Source organism: Leucobacter iarius (assembly GCF_039530105.1).
Lineage (GTDB): Bacteria > Actinomycetota > Actinomycetes > Actinomycetales > Microbacteriaceae > Leucobacter > Leucobacter iarius.
In genome coordinates, this window is record NZ_BAAAOB010000001.1 from 1,501,804 (window position 1) to 1,517,549 (window position 15,746).

13 protein-coding genes are annotated in these 15,746 nt (G+C 71.5%); 3 read left to right on the top strand and 10 right to left on the bottom strand.

Going from position 1 to position 15,746, the window contains the following annotated elements:
* Positions 1 to 12 precede the first annotated feature (12 nt).
* The 10 genes from ABD169_RS06630 to ABD169_RS06675 all read right to left on the bottom strand — a co-directional run bounded on the left by ABD169_RS06630 (position 13) and on the right by ABD169_RS06675 (position 13,040).
* Positions 13 to 819, bottom strand: a complete 807-nt coding sequence (locus tag ABD169_RS06630) for an ABC transporter ATP-binding protein (protein WP_344030800.1) — start codon at positions 817 to 819, stop codon at positions 13 to 15.
* Positions 816 to 1,598, bottom strand: coding sequence for an ATP-binding cassette domain-containing protein (locus ABD169_RS06635; protein WP_344030801.1), 783 nt, complete (start codon positions 1,596 to 1,598; stop codon positions 816 to 818). Before ABD169_RS06635 ends, ABD169_RS06630 begins: the two co-directional genes overlap by 4 nt.
* Positions 1,595 to 2,467: an ABC transporter permease gene (locus tag ABD169_RS06640; protein ID WP_344030803.1), complete on the bottom strand. Its 873-nt coding sequence runs from the start codon at positions 2,465 to 2,467 to the stop codon at positions 1,595 to 1,597. The genes ABD169_RS06635 and ABD169_RS06640 overlap by 4 nt, the downstream gene beginning before the upstream one ends.
* A complete protein-coding gene (locus tag ABD169_RS06645; protein ID WP_344030805.1) occupies positions 2,464 to 3,417 on the bottom strand; it encodes an ABC transporter permease in 954 nt (317 codons plus the stop codon). The genes ABD169_RS06640 and ABD169_RS06645 overlap by 4 nt, the downstream gene beginning before the upstream one ends.
* The gene (locus ABD169_RS06650; RefSeq protein WP_344030807.1) at positions 3,414 to 4,949 is read right to left on the bottom strand and encodes an ABC transporter substrate-binding protein; all 1,536 of its coding nucleotides are present in this window, start codon (positions 4,947 to 4,949) and stop codon (positions 3,414 to 3,416) included. The genes ABD169_RS06645 and ABD169_RS06650 overlap by 4 nt, the downstream gene beginning before the upstream one ends.
* Before the next feature lie 235 nt (positions 4,950 to 5,184).
* A complete protein-coding gene (locus ABD169_RS06655; protein ID WP_344030809.1) occupies positions 5,185 to 6,147 on the bottom strand; it encodes an alpha/beta fold hydrolase in 963 nt (320 codons plus the stop codon).
* Positions 6,148 to 6,195: 48 nt separating this feature from the next.
* Positions 6,196 to 6,546 carry a Fe-S oxidoreductase gene (locus ABD169_RS06660; protein WP_231580839.1) on the bottom strand — a complete coding sequence of 117 codons (351 nt, stop codon included), beginning with the start codon at positions 6,544 to 6,546 and terminating at the stop codon, positions 6,196 to 6,198.
* On the bottom strand, positions 6,543 to 7,439 hold the full coding sequence (locus ABD169_RS06665; RefSeq protein ID WP_344030811.1) for an arginase family protein: 897 nt from the start codon (positions 7,437 to 7,439) through the stop codon (positions 6,543 to 6,545). The genes ABD169_RS06660 and ABD169_RS06665 overlap by 4 nt, the downstream gene beginning before the upstream one ends.
* A gap of 149 nt (positions 7,440 to 7,588) precedes the next feature.
* Complete coding sequence (locus tag ABD169_RS06670; protein WP_344030813.1) at positions 7,589 to 8,434, bottom strand: DUF3097 domain-containing protein; 846 nt, start codon at positions 8,432 to 8,434, stop codon at positions 7,589 to 7,591.
* Positions 8,435 to 8,444: 10 nt separating this feature from the next.
* A complete protein-coding gene (locus ABD169_RS06675; protein WP_344030815.1) occupies positions 8,445 to 13,040 on the bottom strand; it encodes a type VII secretion EssC family protein in 4,596 nt (1,531 codons plus the stop codon).
* A 237-nt stretch (positions 13,041 to 13,277) separates the two neighbouring features.
* On the opposite strand from ABD169_RS06675, the gene ABD169_RS06680 reads away from it, so the two are divergent.
* The 3 genes from ABD169_RS06680 to ABD169_RS06690 all read left to right on the top strand — a co-directional run bounded on the left by ABD169_RS06680 (position 13,278) and on the right by ABD169_RS06690 (position 15,641).
* On the top strand, positions 13,278 to 13,571 hold the full coding sequence (locus ABD169_RS06680; protein WP_344030817.1) for a WXG100 family type VII secretion target: 294 nt from the start codon (positions 13,278 to 13,280) through the stop codon (positions 13,569 to 13,571).
* A 13-nt stretch (positions 13,572 to 13,584) separates the two neighbouring features.
* Positions 13,585 to 13,860 (top strand): hypothetical protein, encoded by a 276-nt coding sequence (locus ABD169_RS06685; RefSeq protein ID WP_344030819.1) that lies wholly within the window; start codon positions 13,585 to 13,587, stop codon positions 13,858 to 13,860.
* Positions 13,861 to 13,940: 80 nt separating this feature from the next.
* The gene (locus ABD169_RS06690) at positions 13,941 to 15,641 is read left to right on the top strand and encodes an alpha/beta hydrolase (protein ID WP_344030821.1); all 1,701 of its coding nucleotides are present in this window, start codon (positions 13,941 to 13,943) and stop codon (positions 15,639 to 15,641) included.
* The last annotated feature ends 105 nt before the right edge of the window (positions 15,642 to 15,746 follow it).

A 15,746-nucleotide genomic window follows, 5' to 3' on the forward strand; every position in this document is an offset into this window, starting at 1 on the left:
GCGGCAGGCTCGTCAGCGTCCGATCCACGTGCCCGGAGGCAGCGTGGGACGCGACGCGACGAGCTCGCGGGTGTACGGCTCGCGCGGATCCTCGAGGATCCGCGCGACCGGCCCCGATTCCACGATCCGGCCGCGGCGCATCACGACGACCCGCTCGGCGATGGTCGGCACGATCGCGAGATCGTGCGTGACCGTGAGCATCGTGAGCCCGAGGTCCCGTCGCAGCTCGGCGAGCAGCTCGAGGATCCGGCGGCGCACCAGTACGTCGAGCGCGCTCACCGGCTCGTCCCCGACGAGCAGCTCGGGGCCGTGCACCAGCGCCCGTGCGATTGCGATGCGCTGGCGTTGGCCGCCCGAGAATTCACGCGGGAGGCGCTGCGCCGCGTCCGCGGGCAGTCCGAGCCGGTCGAGGATCGCGTCGACGCGGGCCTCGGCGTCGGCGGTCTCGCCGATCGCCTCGAGCGGCTCGGCGACGGTCTGCCTGATCGTGCGCCTCGGATTGAACGAGGCGTAGGGGTCCTGGAAGACGAGGCCGGTGCGGCGACGCAGCCAGAGCATCCGGTCGCGCGGGTCCGCCACGACGGGGCGCCCGTCGAACCGCACCGTGCCCGCGTCGAGGTGCCCGAGGCCGAGGAGCGCGCGCAGCAGCGTCGACTTCCCCGAGCCGGACTCGCCCACGATCGCGACGCTCTCGCCGGCCTCGATGCGCAGCTCGATCCCGTCGATCGCCGCGACGCTGCCCGCGCGCTCGAACAGCCGTCGGGGCGGGGTGCGGAAGCGGGTGACGAGGCCCTCGGCCTCGATGAGCGCGGCGGTCATGCGCGGCTCCCCTCGGGAAGCGCCTCGATGAGCGCGCGGGTGACCCGGTGCTCGGGCGCCGTGAGGATCCGGCCCACGGGACCGTGCTCGACCACGAGCCCGTCGTCGAGCACGACGACCCGGTCGGCGACGGAGGCGAGCACCGCGAGATCGTGCGTGATGAAGACGAGCGAGCAGGCGTCGTCGGCGGTCACGGCCCGGAACAGCTCCAGGATCCCGCGCTGCACCGTGACATCGAGCGCCGTGGTCGGCTCGTCCGCGAGCAGCAGCCCGGGGCCGGCCGACAGCGCCGCGGCGATGGCGGCGCGCTGCCGCTGACCGCCCGACACCTCGTGCGGGTAGGCGCGCACGATGCGCTCGGGATCGTCGAGCCCCACGCGACGGGCGAGCCGCAGCGCGGCGTCGCGCCGCTCTGAACGATCCAGGTCGTAGTGCTGCGCGAGGGCCTCGGTCATCTGCCGTCCGAGGCGCCGGACCGGGTTGAGCGCGGTCCTCGGCTCCTGGAACACCATCCCGATCAGGTCGCCGCGGATCTCCGACAGGTCCCGATCCGACGCACCGATGAGCTCCCGTTCGCCGAGTCGGATCGATCCGCTCGTCTCGGCGTCGTCGGGGAGGAGCCCCGCGATCGCGAGGGCGGTCAACGTCTTGCCCGATCCAGAGCCGCCGATCAGACCGAGCCGGTCGCCGGGAGCGAGCGCGAACGAGACGCCGCGCAGCAGTTCCGTCCCGCGGATCGCGACGCGCAGATCCGAGACGACGAGCGGCAGAGCGGTCACGGGCGGACCTCCGATCCGTGGACGGGGCGGGCGCCCGTCACGCGGCGCCCGACCCCCGGGTCGAGGGCGTCGCGCAGGGCGTCGCCCAGCAGATAGCAGGCGAGAGCGACCAGCGTGATCGCGAGTCCCGGCCACAGCGCCGCGAGGGGGTGCACCTGGATCACCCGTTGCGCCTCCGCGAGCATGAGCCCCCAGGAGGGCACCTCGGGCGGAGCCCCGAACCCCAGGTAGCTGAGGCTCGCCTCGGCGAGCACCGACAGACCTATGGCGAGGGAGAGCTGCACGAGGAGCACCGGGCGGACACCGGGCAGCAGGTGCCGGCGCAGGATCGTCGCCCGCGGGAGGCCGACCGCCCGCGCCGCGAGGATGTAGTCGAGCTCGGCGACCTGCCGGAGCTCGGCGCGCAGCACCCGACCGATTCCGACGCCGAACGCGACGCCCAGCGCCGCGATCACGATGGGGATCCCGCTGCCGAACACCGCCGCGAGCATCATGGCGAGCAGCACGGTGGGGAACGCCACCAGCACATCGATCGCGACCGCGACCGTCTCGCGCAGGCGGCGCGGACCGAGCCCGCCGATCAGCGCGAGGGCGAGCCCGATGACCGCGGCGAGGGCCCCGGTGCCGAGCAGTACGGCCAGCGTCACGCGCGTCCCCGCCATGAGTCGGGCCGCGACGTCGCGGCCGCTGCCGTCGGTGCCGAGCGGGTGCGCGGGCGAGGGATCGAGCCACAGCCGTTGCGCGCTCGCCGCGTTCGGATCCGCGGGCAGCCACGCGAGGCTCAGCAGGGCGACGAGCACGAGCGCGACGAGGATCGCCGCGGCGGCGATGCCGCCCGGCGCGAGTCGGCTCGGGATCCGCGCGCTCACGATGCGGCGCTCCGGAGTCGGGGATCGATCGCTCGGTGGATCACGTCGACGAGCGCGCCGATCAGCAGGATGACCCCCGTGAGCACGAGCAGGGTGCTCTGCACCTTCGGCAGGTCGCGGTTCCCGACGTCGCCGACGAGCATGCGGCCCAGCCCGGGCAGCGAGAACAGCTGCTCGACCACGACGGCGCCGACGATCAGTGCCGCGATCTGCAGGCCGAGCACCGAGACGATCGAGAGACCGACCCCGGGAAGGCCGTGCTCGAGCAGCGCGCGCGGGCGGGTCAGCCCCTGCGCGCGGGCGGTGCGCACGTGATCGGCGTCGAGGGCGGTCAGGGTGGCGCTCCGCACGAAGCGGAACAGCACGGCGCCCTCGACGAGCCCGATGGTGAGCGCGGGCAGCACGAGGGCGCGCAGCGCGCGGAGCGGATCCTGCCAGCCGTCGCGGGGGAATCCCTGCGCTGGGAGCCAGCCGAGCCAGCCGGCACCGACGAGGATCGCGAGCAGGCCGACGGCGACCGTCGGCACCGCCGCGGTGAGCAGCGCGCCCGCCGAGATCGCCCGGCTGGAGGCCCGGCCGCTGCGGTACGCCGCGAAGACGCCGGTCGGCACCGCGACGGCCAGCAGCACGAGCAGAGACATCAGGGTGAGCGGGATCGTCACCTGCGCCTTCTGCGCGAGCTCCGCCGCGACGGGGGTGCCGGTCAGCGCGGACGTGCCGAGGTCGCCGGTGAAGAAGCCGCCGATCCAGTCGAGATACTGGACCGCGACGGGACGATCCAGCCCGAGCTGCTCGCGGAGTTCGGCGAGCCGGGCGGGGGAGGCCTGGACGCCGCCGATCACCTGCGCGACGTCGCCGGGCAGCAGCCGGAGCGTCGCGAAGACGAGCAGGCTCGCCGCGATCCACGCGATGACGAGCAGCCCGAGGCGCGTCAGGACGAAACGGGTCACCCGTGAATACTGACACCTTCGAGGTTCAGGCGCGAGTTGGTGTTCGCGCGGGGAAATCCGGTGACCTTCGTGCTGATCACGTTGGTCGGGGTGTAGTTGTACAGCCACTTCGCGGGAGCGTCGGCGGCGACCTGCTTCTCGGCGGCGGAGAGCAGCTCGTTCGCGGTCGTGGGATCCGTCGCGCGCAGCGACTCTGCGTAGAGCTGCTGCACCTTCGCGCTGTCGTAGCCGAAGTAGTACCCGGGGTTCGCGTAGTTGCCGAAGTCGCGCGCCTCCGCGTGGTCGACGTAGCTGAGCTGGTAGTCGTGGTTCGTGTACACCTGCTCGAGCCAGGTCGCGAACTCGACCCGCTTGACCTTCACGCTCACGCCGACGTCGGCGAGCTGGGTCGAGATGAGGTCGATCGTGGACTGGTCGTAGAAGTTCGGCGCGGTGAGCGTCAGACTGAGGTTCTGCTGCCCGGCCTCGGCGAGCAGCTTCCGCGCGGCCGCGGGGTCGTAGGCGTTGACCGCGCTGAGGTCCTGATAGCCGGGCTCGAGCCGGGTGATCGGTCCGCCGATCTGCTTGCCGTCGCCGTGCTGCGTCTCGATGAGGGCCTTCGTATCGATGGCGCGGCTCAGCGCCTCGCGCACGCGCAGGTCGTTCAGCGGCGGCTTCGCCGAGTTGAACGCGAGCGTGAAGACGTCGGTGCCGTCGGCGCGCTCGAGGCGGAAGTCGCGGTTGCCGTCGAACTCGGAGCGCAGCGAGGGCAGCAGCGCGGCGTGCACGTCGAGGTCGCCCTCCTTGAGCGCGCTCACGGCGGCCCGGCCGTCGGGGATGAAGCGGAACACGACCGTCTTGAGGTTCGCGGCATCGCCCCAGTAGTCGTCGTTGCGCACGAGGGTGAGGCTGTCGCCCTGTTTCCACTGCTCGAAGCGGAAGGGGCCGGTGCCGTTCGCGGAGTTGCTGAGCCGGTTCTTGGCCTTCGCCTCGAGGATCAGGCCGGGGCGGTTCGCGAGCAGCCACAGCAGCTGACTGTTCGGTTCCGCGAGCACCACGCGGACGGAGCGCGCGTCGGGCGCCGTCACGGTCGCGGCGCCTCCGACGACCTCGGGGGTCAGCGCGGCGGTGAGCGAGGCGACGACGTCCTGCGCGGCCAGCTTCGCGCCGTCGTGGAACGCGACCCCGTCGCGCAGTGCGAAATCGTAGGTCCGGCCGTCGGACGACACCTCGGGCATCCGCTCGGCGAGCACGGGGACGATCTGGTCGACGGTGCCGGGCTTCAGGCCGACGAGGCCCTGGTAGACGTTGTCGATGAGGATCTGGTCGAGGGCGACGCCCGCGGTGCTGCGGATATCGAGGTTCTGCGGCTCGTTCACCAGGCCGATCGAGATCTCCTCCTTCGCAGCGGAGGCGGTGCTCGACACCGAGAGGGCGATCGCGGTCGCGACGATCGCGACGACCAGCACGATGCCGCCGATGACGAACGGCATCTTGGAGCGCTTGCGCTTGCGATACGCGGGTGCCGGTGCGTCGATCACGGGAACGGTCACGGGGTCTCCCAGGGTCGTGCGGGGCCGGGACGGCGGCCGCGGGTCGGTGTCTCACTGCTGTGAGCGTGCGCGCGGCGGTGCACGGACGTCGATAGGAGAGGCTACGCTCCGGCGGGCGCGACCCACGCCTTCGAGGCCGGGTTGTTAACCTCTTGTGATCAGTTGTAAGATACGATTTTGGTTCGGTTCCGCGCCGCGAACCGGAACGGGCGGCAGCGGCGCGCCGCGCGCCGGTTCAGACCGAGCCGATGAGCTCCCCGAGCACTGACGCGAGCTCCCGCGGTGCGGCCTCGTGCAGGTTGTGCGGGCCCGCGATCGTGCGCACTGGAGAACCCGGCAGACGATCCCGCCACTCGTCCGCCAGCCGCGCATCGACCATCCCGGCGTCCGCGCGGATCAGCGCGACCGGGAGCCCCGCATTGTGCAGCGCCTCCAGCGGCCGCCACAGCGGGGCGAGCGGTGACTCGGTACCGACGGCTGCGCCGGCGGCCGCGTCCGCGGGATCCGGGCCGCCCGCGGGGAGGCCGTCGAGGTGCGCCAGGTGGTGCGTCCACTCCCAGCGGCCGTCGGGCCGGCGGCGCGTGTTCAGCGCGATCCCGCGGGCGAGCGACTCCCGGCTCGACCCGATGCCGAACGCGATCGCGCGATCGATGATCTCCTCGTGGTCGGCGTAGCTGCGCTGCCCCGTGATGAACTCGGCCACCGATCCGGCGTCTCGCGCCGGGACCACCCCGGGGGTGATGTCGACGAGGACGAGCGCACGGGTGCGGTCGGCCCGAGCGGAGGCGGTCAGGATCGCCGTGAGACCGCCGAGGGAGTGGCCGACGAGCGCCGTCGATCCGGGGGCGAGCGCGTCGAGCGCGAGGGCGACGTCGGGCGCCAGCAGGTCGGGGCGGTAGTCGGCGTCCTCCCGCCAGTCGCTCCGGCCGTGCCCCGGCAGGTCGAGTGCCAGCGCCGGCCGACCGAGCGCCAGCAGCGTCGGATCGAAGCCGTGCGCGTTCAGGCCGGCGCCGTGCAGCAGCACCGGCTCGGGCGCGCGGTCCGGCTCGAACCACAGCCCGCTGATGCGGCGGCCCTGCGATACCGGCGCATCGACCCGCCGCACCTCGGGCAGCGGTGCGGTGCGGGACACCCGCGCAGCGTCGCCCGCGAGGAAGCGGAACTCGTCGTCGATCGGGGGCTCCTGCAACGTTCGCATGCGCAGGAGTCTAGGGGGAATCGCCGGGCGGCAGCCGGGGTGCTGAAACTAGCGGTAGCCGCCGTCTTCGAGGCCGGCCTCGATCTCGAACCGGTTGCGCAGCGGATCGCGTCCGGCGAGGAGGTAGAGGAACGGCATGGCGAGCCCGTACCGGCGCCACTGCTCCTGGTGCACGCGCTCGTGTTTCAGCACCCGCGGGCCGTCGTTGCGGTCGGTCAGGTAGCAGCCGCCGACGCAGCTCCCGCCGCGACCGAAGGTCCACTTCGGCATGCCGCGGAACACCCAGAGGCCGTCGACGCGTTCGATCCGCCCCGTGCTCCAGAGCGCGCCCCACGCGAAGCCGACGGCGGTGGCGTAGGCGTATCCGAAGCGTGCCAGGGGGAGCGGACGGCGGATCACGCGCCGTCGTTCCGGCTGCGCGCCGTCAGCGCCGCGAGCACGCGCAGCACGGTCGGGAGATCCTCGTCCGCCGCGGCCCGGTCGGCCGGTGCGAACTCGCACACCGCAGCGCCCGCGAGCGGGACGGTCTCGGTCGCGGCGCGGATCGCCGCGGTGAGCTGAGCGACGCTGAGGCCGAAGGGGACCGGGGCGTGCACCGCGGCGAACTCCGAGGGGTCGAGCACGTCGAGGTCGACGTGGACGTAGACGTGCGAGACCCCGTGGTCGCGCACGAGATCCTCGAGCCGGTCGCGCACGGCGGCCGCGAGGGGTGCGGGATCGGGCTCGACGTCGACCGTCGCGTCGAAGATATGGCCGATGCGGTGCAGCTCGCGCCGCTCCAGCTCGAGGTCCTCCTCGTCGTCGATCGCGCGCGAACCCACCAGCGTCACGTGGGTCGCCCCGACGGGATCCGGGAACGCGAGGTCGTCGATGCCGTCGCCGAGCGCGTGCCGCAGCGCCATCCCCGAGACGGCGCCCGACGGCGAGGTGCTCGGGTGCTGCAGGTCGGGGTGTGCGTCGAACCAGAGCACGGCGACGCGCTCGGCGCCGTGCCGCTCCACGACGCGCTCGAGTCCGGGGAGGGTCGAGGCGCAGTCGCCGCCGAGCGTGATCGCGGGCCCCTCGAGCTCGCGCAGGATCTCGAGCGCCGAGGCGCGAGCGCGGAGCAGGCTGCTCAGGCGGGCGGCCGGAGTGCCGAGCGCGTCGCCGGCCTCGAGCGGCACCGGGACCTCGCGCCTGGCCGACTCGGGCAGGTCCTCCTTGATCGCGGCGGCCCCGTCGATCAGCTGCATCGCGCGCGACGACGGCGACCCCTGCCACTGCGGCATCACCAGGAACACGGGTCCGGTCATCGCGGTCCCTCCGACTCTGTGCACTTCACGCGCTCGGTTCGAACGCCCATGCCCCAATGGTACGCCCGGAGCGGTCCGCCGATGCGGCGGGCGGACCCGCCGTTCGGGGTGCTCGCAGCGCGTTCCCAGTGCGGGCGCGCGTCGTGCGCTCAGTGCGCGTCGTGCCCGATCGTCACGAAGTCGATGAGCTGCTCGACCCGGCCGACGAGCGCGGGATCGAGGTCGCGGAAACTGCGCACGCGCCCGCGGATCCGCGACCAGGCCTCGGCGATGTCCGCCGGTTCGTCGCCCGGCCAGCCGAGCGCACGGCAGATGCCGGTCTTCCACTCGATGCTGCGGGGGATCTCGGGCCAGGCCGAGAGGCCGACGCGTTCGGCCTTCACCGCGGCCCAGATGTCGACGAACGGGTGACCGACGATCAGCACGTGCGAACCGTGCGGGCCGCGCTCGATCGCCTGCGCGATGCGCGATTCCTTGCTTCCCGCGACGAGGTGGTCGAGCAGCACGCCCGCGCGCCGTTCGGGGCCCGGCCCGAAGTCCCGCAGCACGTCGTCCAGATTGTCGGCGCCCTGCAGCAGCTCGACGACGACGCCCTCGACCCGCAGGTCGTCGCCCCAGACCTGCTCGACGAGTTCGGCGTCGTGCTTGCCCTCCACGAAGATCCGGCTCGGCATGGCCACCTTCGCCCGTTCCTGGGCGACCGCGAACGAGCCCGACGCGGTGCGCCGCCGCGCCGCCTGCTTCTGCGGCAGCACGAGGGTGACCGGCTTGCCGTCGATGAGGAAGGCGTCGTTCAGCGGGAAGGACCGGACCTTGCCGCGGAAATCCTCGAGCTGCACGAGGCCCTCGCGCAGGCCCACCACGGCGCCGCACCACTCGGACTCGGTGTGCTCGACCACGAGCCCGCGCGCGAGCGTCACCGGGGTGCGCTGCACGGGGCCGCGCCGGGGCTTCATATCGGCGAGGACGTCGCGGTCGTAACGGTCGTCGAACATGCCTGCGAGCCTAGTGCGTCGCGGGGACATCGCCCGTGGGCGTGCCGACGTGCACCCCGGTCTGCGCTCCGGAGCGGATGAGGAATCCGCGGCCCGGCGGGAAGTCCGTGCGCTTGGCGTGTGCGAAGGACACCGTGAAGAGGCTCGGGACGTCGTTCGCGTCCGGCTGCAGCGCGAGTGCCCAACGTGCGCCGCGCAGGGGGCTCGCGAGCTCCCAGACGGTGCCGATCGTCGCGTTCTCACCCTCGACGATCACTGCGAGCTCGCTGCGCCGCAGCAGCTTCAGCAGGGACGCGAGCGCGGATTCATCGCCCGTGCCGTCGAATCCGCCGATGTCCTCGATCACGACGACGCCGATGCGTTCCGGCGCGGGGAACGGCGCGGCCTCGGCCACCGGCATCGTGCGCTCCTCGTGCATCGGCGCGTCCGAGCCGATCAACGGCAGCAGCGGCAGCCCGGCGGGCTTGCTCGTCGATCCGCCCAGCGAGCGGGTGAGCCGTTCGATCTGGCGCTCGCGGAGCTCCGGGGTATCGGCGACCTCGCTCCAGAACGGGAGCGACCCGAGCGACGAGCGGCGCGGCGCGATCAGTACGGCGTCGAGCTCGCGTCCGGAACCCGCGGCCCGCTCGGCCAGCGCGTCGAGCAGGGAGCGCACCGCCGTGGTGCGGCCGGATCCCGCGGGACCCGTGACGAGCATCAGGCCGTCGGCCGGTGCAGCCACGGGCTCCATGCCGACGGTGTCGATGGCGAACGCGGGAGCTCCTTCGTCCGCGCTGGGCAGTTCCGCCCGCGCGAGCCGGGTCGGGATCTCTGGCACGCCGACGGGCCGTTCAGCCACGTGCGCGACCTGATCCGACGCGAGCGCGGCGATCGAGGCGTCGATCTCGGCGGGGTCGGCGTCCCCGCCGGGCACGCCGAACTGGATCTCGCGCGCATCGCCGATGCGCAGCGCACGGCCGGGATCCGCCTCGTCGAGCACGCCCGTCGGTACTCCGAGGAGCTGCGCGTCCGCCTCCGACGGAAGGCGGAGCGCGAGCCGTTCGGTCACGCTGGCGGCGAGCGCGGCCGGGAGCGCCATCGCCCGCTCCGAAGTGAGAGCCAGGTGGATCCCGACGGTGCGTCCCGCTCGGGCGATCTCGATCAGGTCTGCGAAGGGTGCCGAGCTGCCCGTCTGGTGCTCGTAGGCGTCGCGGAACGCTGCGAATCCGTCGAGGAGGAGGAACGTCGGGGGCGAGTCCTGCCGGGTCTCGAGCCGTTCGGTGATCTCGGCGCGCAGCAGGCCCAGGAGCCGCTGCACGCGGTCCCGGTCGTCCGACGAGACGATGTCGCCGACGTTGGGCAGTGAGCCAAGCGCTCCGAGGCGGCCACCGGCCGCGTCGATCCCGTAGATCCGGGTCGCTCGGTTCTGCAGGACGGCGGAGACCCCGATGGTGAGCAAGGAGGTGCTCTTCCCGGAGCCCGGACCGCCGTAGACCACGAGGTTTCCGGCGCCTCCGAAATCGCAGGCGTAGCTCGACTGCCGCTGGGCTTCCGGCTCGTCGGCGAGTCCGAGGGGGAGGGCGGTGCTGCTCCGTGCCGAGGGGCGCGAGTGCGCGAGAACCCGCTCGAGGGGCAGCGCGGTCGGGAGCTGGTCGACCCAGGGTTTCCGCGGCTGACGGACCTCCGCGATCTTCGCCGCCGTGCGGATATTGCCCGCGAGCACCTCGATGTCGCGCGGACCCCTGCCCCGCCGTCCGGGTTCGGAGCGGATCTCGGGCGCGAGCGCCCACGGTGCGCGTTCCGCGAAGCCGAGGTCGCGTACCTCGACGACCTCCTGGCGGTCGGAGTCGGCGCGGCCGCCCAGGTAGCCGGTCTGGAAGTGGCGCAGGCGCGCGGCACCGATCTTGACGGCCGCGCGGCCGGGGATCTCTGCGGCGAAGTCGGCGGCGTCGGGAACGCCGAGCACGTCGCTGCTGTCCGCGGGGTCGGCCATGCGCAGTCCGATGCGGAGGTTGGTGTTGGCGCGCAGATTGTCCTTGATCACGCCGGCCGGGCGTTGCGTCGCCATGACGAGGTGGAGGCCGAGGGAACGGCCGCGCTGCGCCACGTCGATGACGCCGTCGACGAACTCGGGGATCTCGCTTACGAGAGCGGCGAACTCGTCGATGACGATCACGAGCGTCGGCGGCGCCTCGGGGTCGCCCCGGCGCTCGAGCGCGATCAGATCCTTCGCGCCCTTCTCGTTCAGCAGCTCCTCGCGATATCTGAGCTCGGCGCGGAGCGAGGCGAGTGCGCGCCGCACGAGGTGCGGGGTGAGGTCCGTGACGAGGCCGACGGTGTGCGGGAGTGCGACGCAGTCGGCGAACGCGGCGCCGCCCTTGTAGTCGACGAGGAGGAACGTGAGGCGATCCGGCGAGTAGTTCGCGGCGAGGGACAGGATCCAGGTCTGCAGGAACTCCGACTTGCCCGACCCGGTCGTGCCGCCGACCAGAGCGTGCGGTCCGTGCGTGCGGAGATCGATCTCGACGGGGCCGTCGCTACCCTGGCCGACGATCGCGGTGAGCGGTCCGGGCTCGCGTTCGGTGCCCGGGGTCCAGCGCGCGGCGATGCTGTCGTTCCTGAGCCAGCGCTGCAGAATCGCGTGGCCCGAGGCGAGGATCTCGCCTTCGGCGATCTGGCCGAGCGAGACGCTCCGGGGGAGGTCGCTCTCGTCGAGCATCCTGGCTCCGGTGTCGACGATGGGCGAGAGCGCGCGTGCGAAGGTCTCCGCGAACGGGACCCGGATCGCGTCGGGCTCGGTGAGACGCACCACTTCTCCCTGCCGGACGAAGTGCACCTTCGGCTCGCCATCGGCGACCTCGACGACGGTGCGGCAGGCTGCGGGGATCCCGCGCATCTCGTCGGCCACCCAGATGAGGTGCACGCCGACATCGGCGCCGTCCTCGGCCAGGCCGACGAGCCTGGTCCGGTCGACCAGGGCGTCGGAGAGTACGAGCACGACCACCGCGGGGACCGCGGCATTCGCCTCGGCGGGGCGCAGGCGCTCCTGCGCGTCCGAGGCGCTGCCTTCGGAGCGGGACCGAACGCCACGGCCGGTCGTCCCCGCGGAGCGCAGCCCGATCAGGCCCTCGAGCGCGGTCAGCAGACGGTTCGATCCCCGGTCGTCCGCGGCGAGGTGCGGGGCCGGGACCGGGCTGAACGCGGAATCGATGTGCGGCACCCACTTCAGCCAGGCCCACTCGGCTTCGGCCTGTTCCGCGTCGGCGAACGCGGTGAGCACCAGGTCCGCCGGCGAGTGCAGGGCCAGGAGCTGGACCAGGAGCCCTCGGGCGACGTCGCCCGACCCCGGCTTCGGCCCGGCGATACCGAGCGAGCCGGATCGGTCGAGCCGCTCGAGCACCGGCACCTCGGGCAGCGTCCGGAACTCGCCCGCCAGCTCGCTGAGGGACGCCCAGTCCTTCGCGCTGATCTTTCCCCGCGGGGGCAGGACGATCCGCTTGCGGCTGGGCTGCGTGGCGGTTCCCAGTCGCAGCTCGAGGAAGGCCCGGTGCTCCGCACGGCGGGTCCAGAGCTCGGCGGACCGGCTGGCGGGCAGCTCCAGCAGGTTCTCGGGAGGCGGAGTCTCCTCCGCGCGGGCGAGGCGCTCAGCCTCTGCGTTCTCGACGAGCTCTTCGCGGGCCTGTTTGATGCCCTGCTCGAACTCGCGCTGAGCCTGCTTGGTGCTCTTACGCTTCGAGAGACGGCTATCGAGCCAGGTGCCGAGCATGATGAGCGGGGAGAGCGCGACGAAGATGAGGCTCATCATTGATTTGGTCGTCAGGTACAGCACCGTCCCCATGATCAGCGGCGCGACCAACGCGATGAGCGGGAACCGGGCCGGTTCGCCGCGGTCGGGCGGCGCCGGGAGATCCAGCGGTTCGGGCGCGAACACCGGATCGACTCGGGGGGACTGCGGGTGCGGAACCGTGCTCGATCTGACGGGGTCGGGTTCTGACGGCGGCCCGAGCTCGACCTGGATGGGCACCGTTCCGACCTCGATGGTGGAGGCCATCGGTAGGGGGCTGGCAGCCGAGCGGAGCTCCCGCCGCTTGCCGTCCTCGGCGATCAGGATGATGCCGTTCGCCGAGCCCAGGTCGGCGATCTCGACCCCGGACCCGGTGCTCCGGAGGATCGCATGCTGGCGCGAGACGCTCCGGTCGTGCAGCTCCACGCGGCTGCCGCGCTCGCGGCCGATGAGGTTCTCGCCCTGCACAGCGAGGAACGAGACGCCCTTCTGTGCTCCGTCGAGCACCGTCAGCTTCGCGATCGGACGCCTGGCGCGCGGGCCTGGACCCGGTGCCGCCTCGAACACCGGCTCGACGAGGCTTCCCGAGAGCAGACCCGACTCGGCGACCGTCTGGCCCGCGTCGAGGATCAGGGCGGATCCGTCGGGATAGCCGACGCGCAGCGTGAGCGGGGCCTGCCGGTGCTCGGCGAACGGCAGGAGCCGCGGATCGCCGACGCCGGCGCGGACGAGGCCGCGTGCGACTTCGCCGACCGTCGCCGTGACCGCGACGGTCAGGCTGACGTCGTGGGTTCTGCGGTGCGCGCCGTCGACATGACGGGGGATCGTGACGCGGAGCTTCATGGGGGGAGGGGTCCTCGGGGCAGTTCGGATCGCGGCCGTTCAGCGGGCCGGATCTATCGGTAGTCGGTTCGGGCGCGGGTTCTCGGTGAGTGATATCCGCGGATCCGTGTATTTCAATACCGGATTTGCGTTCGGTATGCGCATATCGTACTGTGAATCGCAGTTCCGGCGGCGTTCGCCTTGCGACCCGGAGCCTCCCCCTGAAGCAAGGCGAGCGAAGCGAGAGCGGGTTCTCACATGTCGAATATCAAGGTCAGTTACGCGGAGATCGAGCAGGCTGCGTCGCAGCTGGGTTCGGGGCGTGAGGAGATCACGTCGAAGCTGCAGAACATGCAGTCGCAGATCGCGAACCTGGTGTCGTCGGGGTTCGTCACGGATCAGGCGTCGGGCAAGTTCAACGACGCGTACACGAAGTACACGCAGTCCGCGAACACGTTGATCGCGCAGTTGAACGAGATTCAGCAGTTCCTGACGGGGACAGCGAACGCGATGCGTGAGCTGGATTCGCAGATCGCATCCAAGATCAACTAGTCCGGGAACGGGTATGACCGGGCAGGTGCGGGTCACCGGTGCGGCGCTGGTGCAGGCATCGGGCTCGCTATCGACCGCTGGCCGCATGTTTCAGAGCGCTGGGAACGTGCCGGCAGGTCCCGATACCGGGGCCGACACGGTATCGAGCGCGCTCGACCGGGTCGGGCGCGCGCTTCGGCGCGCGGCGAGCGTGTCGGGCGAGCGTACCGAGGCGCACGGCCGCACCGCTGCTCAAACGCAGCAGGCCTTCCAGAATCTGGACGCGAGGCTTGCTCGGGCGGTGTCGTAGTGGGTGCTGGCGATGCGGTGCTGCGGGGCGAGATGAGCGCGGTACGGTCCGCGGCCCGCAGGCTGTCGGATCTGGGTGGCATGCAGCAGGCGATGCACCAGTTGCGTACCGGAATCGCGCAGGTGCAAGCCTCGGGCGATTCGGTCGCACTGTCCCGGCTGCGTGCTGCGTGTCGACCGGTCGAGCGGCAGGCCCAGCAGATCGCGCAGTCGAGGCAGAAGGCCGGCCAGGCCCTCGCTTCGTATGCGGGTCGGGTGGATGAGCTGCAGCAGCGGGCGCGTCGACTGAGGGTGCGCCGGGGAGAAGCCGAGGCCCGCCGGGTGAGTCTGATGAACACGCTCGCCGCGAACCCCTCGACCGGGCCGGGAATGGACGCCCTGCAGTCGAAAGTGCGGTCAAGCCTCATCGGGGAGGAGACCGAACTGGGCGAGATCGAACGACAACTCGCGGCGCTGGACGAGGAGCGCCGGGCCGCGGATGCGCGGTGCGCGTCGATGCTGAACGGGTGCGCGTCCGTGCTGGAAGGACTGCCCGCCGGGAGCAGCGCGGAGGGGTTTGGTGCGCTGGGGCAGCTGCCAGGAGTGTCGTTCGGGGCGCGGGCGAATACGAGCGCTGCCGTGCGGAAGCTGACCGGGGTGCTGCTGAAGAGCGGTGCGACGCCCGAAGAGGTTGCCAGGGCGTGGGCGGAGTTGATCGCGAGCGAAGACTTCGACGCCGACGCGTTCATCGAGGAGCACGCCTTCGAACTGGCGAGCCGGAACGGCCTCCCGTTCGCGGTGATGAATCAGGCGGCGCGCACCGCTCTTGAGTACGCGCTCGACCCGAAGTACCCCGATCAGCTGCGGAAAGCGTTCGCCCGGATGGGATTCACCGACGGGGAACGCTCGCTCGAAGAGTTCAAGACCGACCTGGAGAAGATCCAGGAGGCGCTTGTGAAGGCCGAACTGAAGATCGGCGAAGGCGGCACGGTGCAGTTGGTTGCGTTCGGTCGGCATGACGGCGTGGTGACTGCGGGAATCTCCATGGGGGATCTGGATCGTGCCAGCACGGTCGGACTGCTGGTCTCCGGCATGAATTCCGACGTCCGCGGTATTGCGGACGCGTTCGATGCCTTCCAGAAGATCCGGGCGGGCGACGTCAGTACTGCCATGCTGACCTGGGTCGGGTATCGCTCACCCAACCTGGCCGAGGAAGCGTTCCAAGACCGCGCGGATGCCGGAGCCACGGCGCTTGCCGGATTCCTCGACGGCATTGCCGTGCAGCGGAACGGAAACCCGATCGAGCGCTTCGTGACCATGGGGCACTCCTACGGTACGAACGTCCTCGCGGAAGCGTTGAAGATCACGAACGCCAGGGTCGACGCCTTCGTCACGCTCGGCTCCGCCGGGCTCAAATACGGCACGACGGCTAAAGACTTGGGAGTGCCCGAGATCCACGCGACCCATGCAAACGGCGACAACATCGCCGAGGCCGTCGGGCAGCGCTTCCACTTCCGTTTCATCGCCGAGGACGGTGGTGGTCTCTATGAGGCCCGGGTCGATCCGAGAAACCTCGACGGGGCCAAGACCTTCTCGTCGGAGAAGACGCCGGACGGCAAACGGGTCACCATGCACAACCTGGTGAATCCGATCAACTGGAAGGACACTTGGTTGGTCGGGCCCGCGCTGCAGTGGGCGGCCGACACCTTTGACGGGACCGCCGCGGCGGACGAGGTCGGGTACCTCAATGACAAGTCCAGCACGGTCGACGGGCTCGGGAAAATCATGCGAGGACACGGATGAGGCGAACAGGACGAGTCGCGGCAGTCAGTGCCGTTCTAGTCGCATTGCTCGCCGGATGCGCGGCCTCCGAGAGCGCGAAAGACGCATCAGGTGTGACACGGGAGG

Coding starts and splice junctions, on each gene's coding strand:
- ABD169_RS06630 (WP_344030800.1), bottom strand. CDS start 819: ATGACCGCCGCGCTCATCGAGGCCGAGGGCCTCGTCACCCGCTTCCGC.
- ABD169_RS06655 (WP_344030809.1), bottom strand. CDS start 6,147: ATGCGAACGTTGCAGGAGCCCCCGATCGACGACGAGTTCCGCTTCCTC.
- ABD169_RS06665 (WP_344030811.1), bottom strand. CDS start 7,439: ATGACCGGACCCGTGTTCCTGGTGATGCCGCAGTGGCAGGGGTCGCCG.
- ABD169_RS06670 (WP_344030813.1), bottom strand. CDS start 8,434: ATGTTCGACGACCGTTACGACCGCGACGTCCTCGCCGATATGAAGCCC.
- ABD169_RS06675 (WP_344030815.1), bottom strand. CDS start 13,040: ATGAAGCTCCGCGTCACGATCCCCCGTCATGTCGACGGCGCGCACCGC.
- ABD169_RS06680 (WP_344030817.1), top strand. CDS start 13,278: ATGTCGAATATCAAGGTCAGTTACGCGGAGATCGAGCAGGCTGCGTCG.
- ABD169_RS06685 (WP_344030819.1), top strand. CDS start 13,585: ATGACCGGGCAGGTGCGGGTCACCGGTGCGGCGCTGGTGCAGGCATCG.
- ABD169_RS06690 (WP_344030821.1), top strand. CDS start 13,941: ATGCAGCAGGCGATGCACCAGTTGCGTACCGGAATCGCGCAGGTGCAA.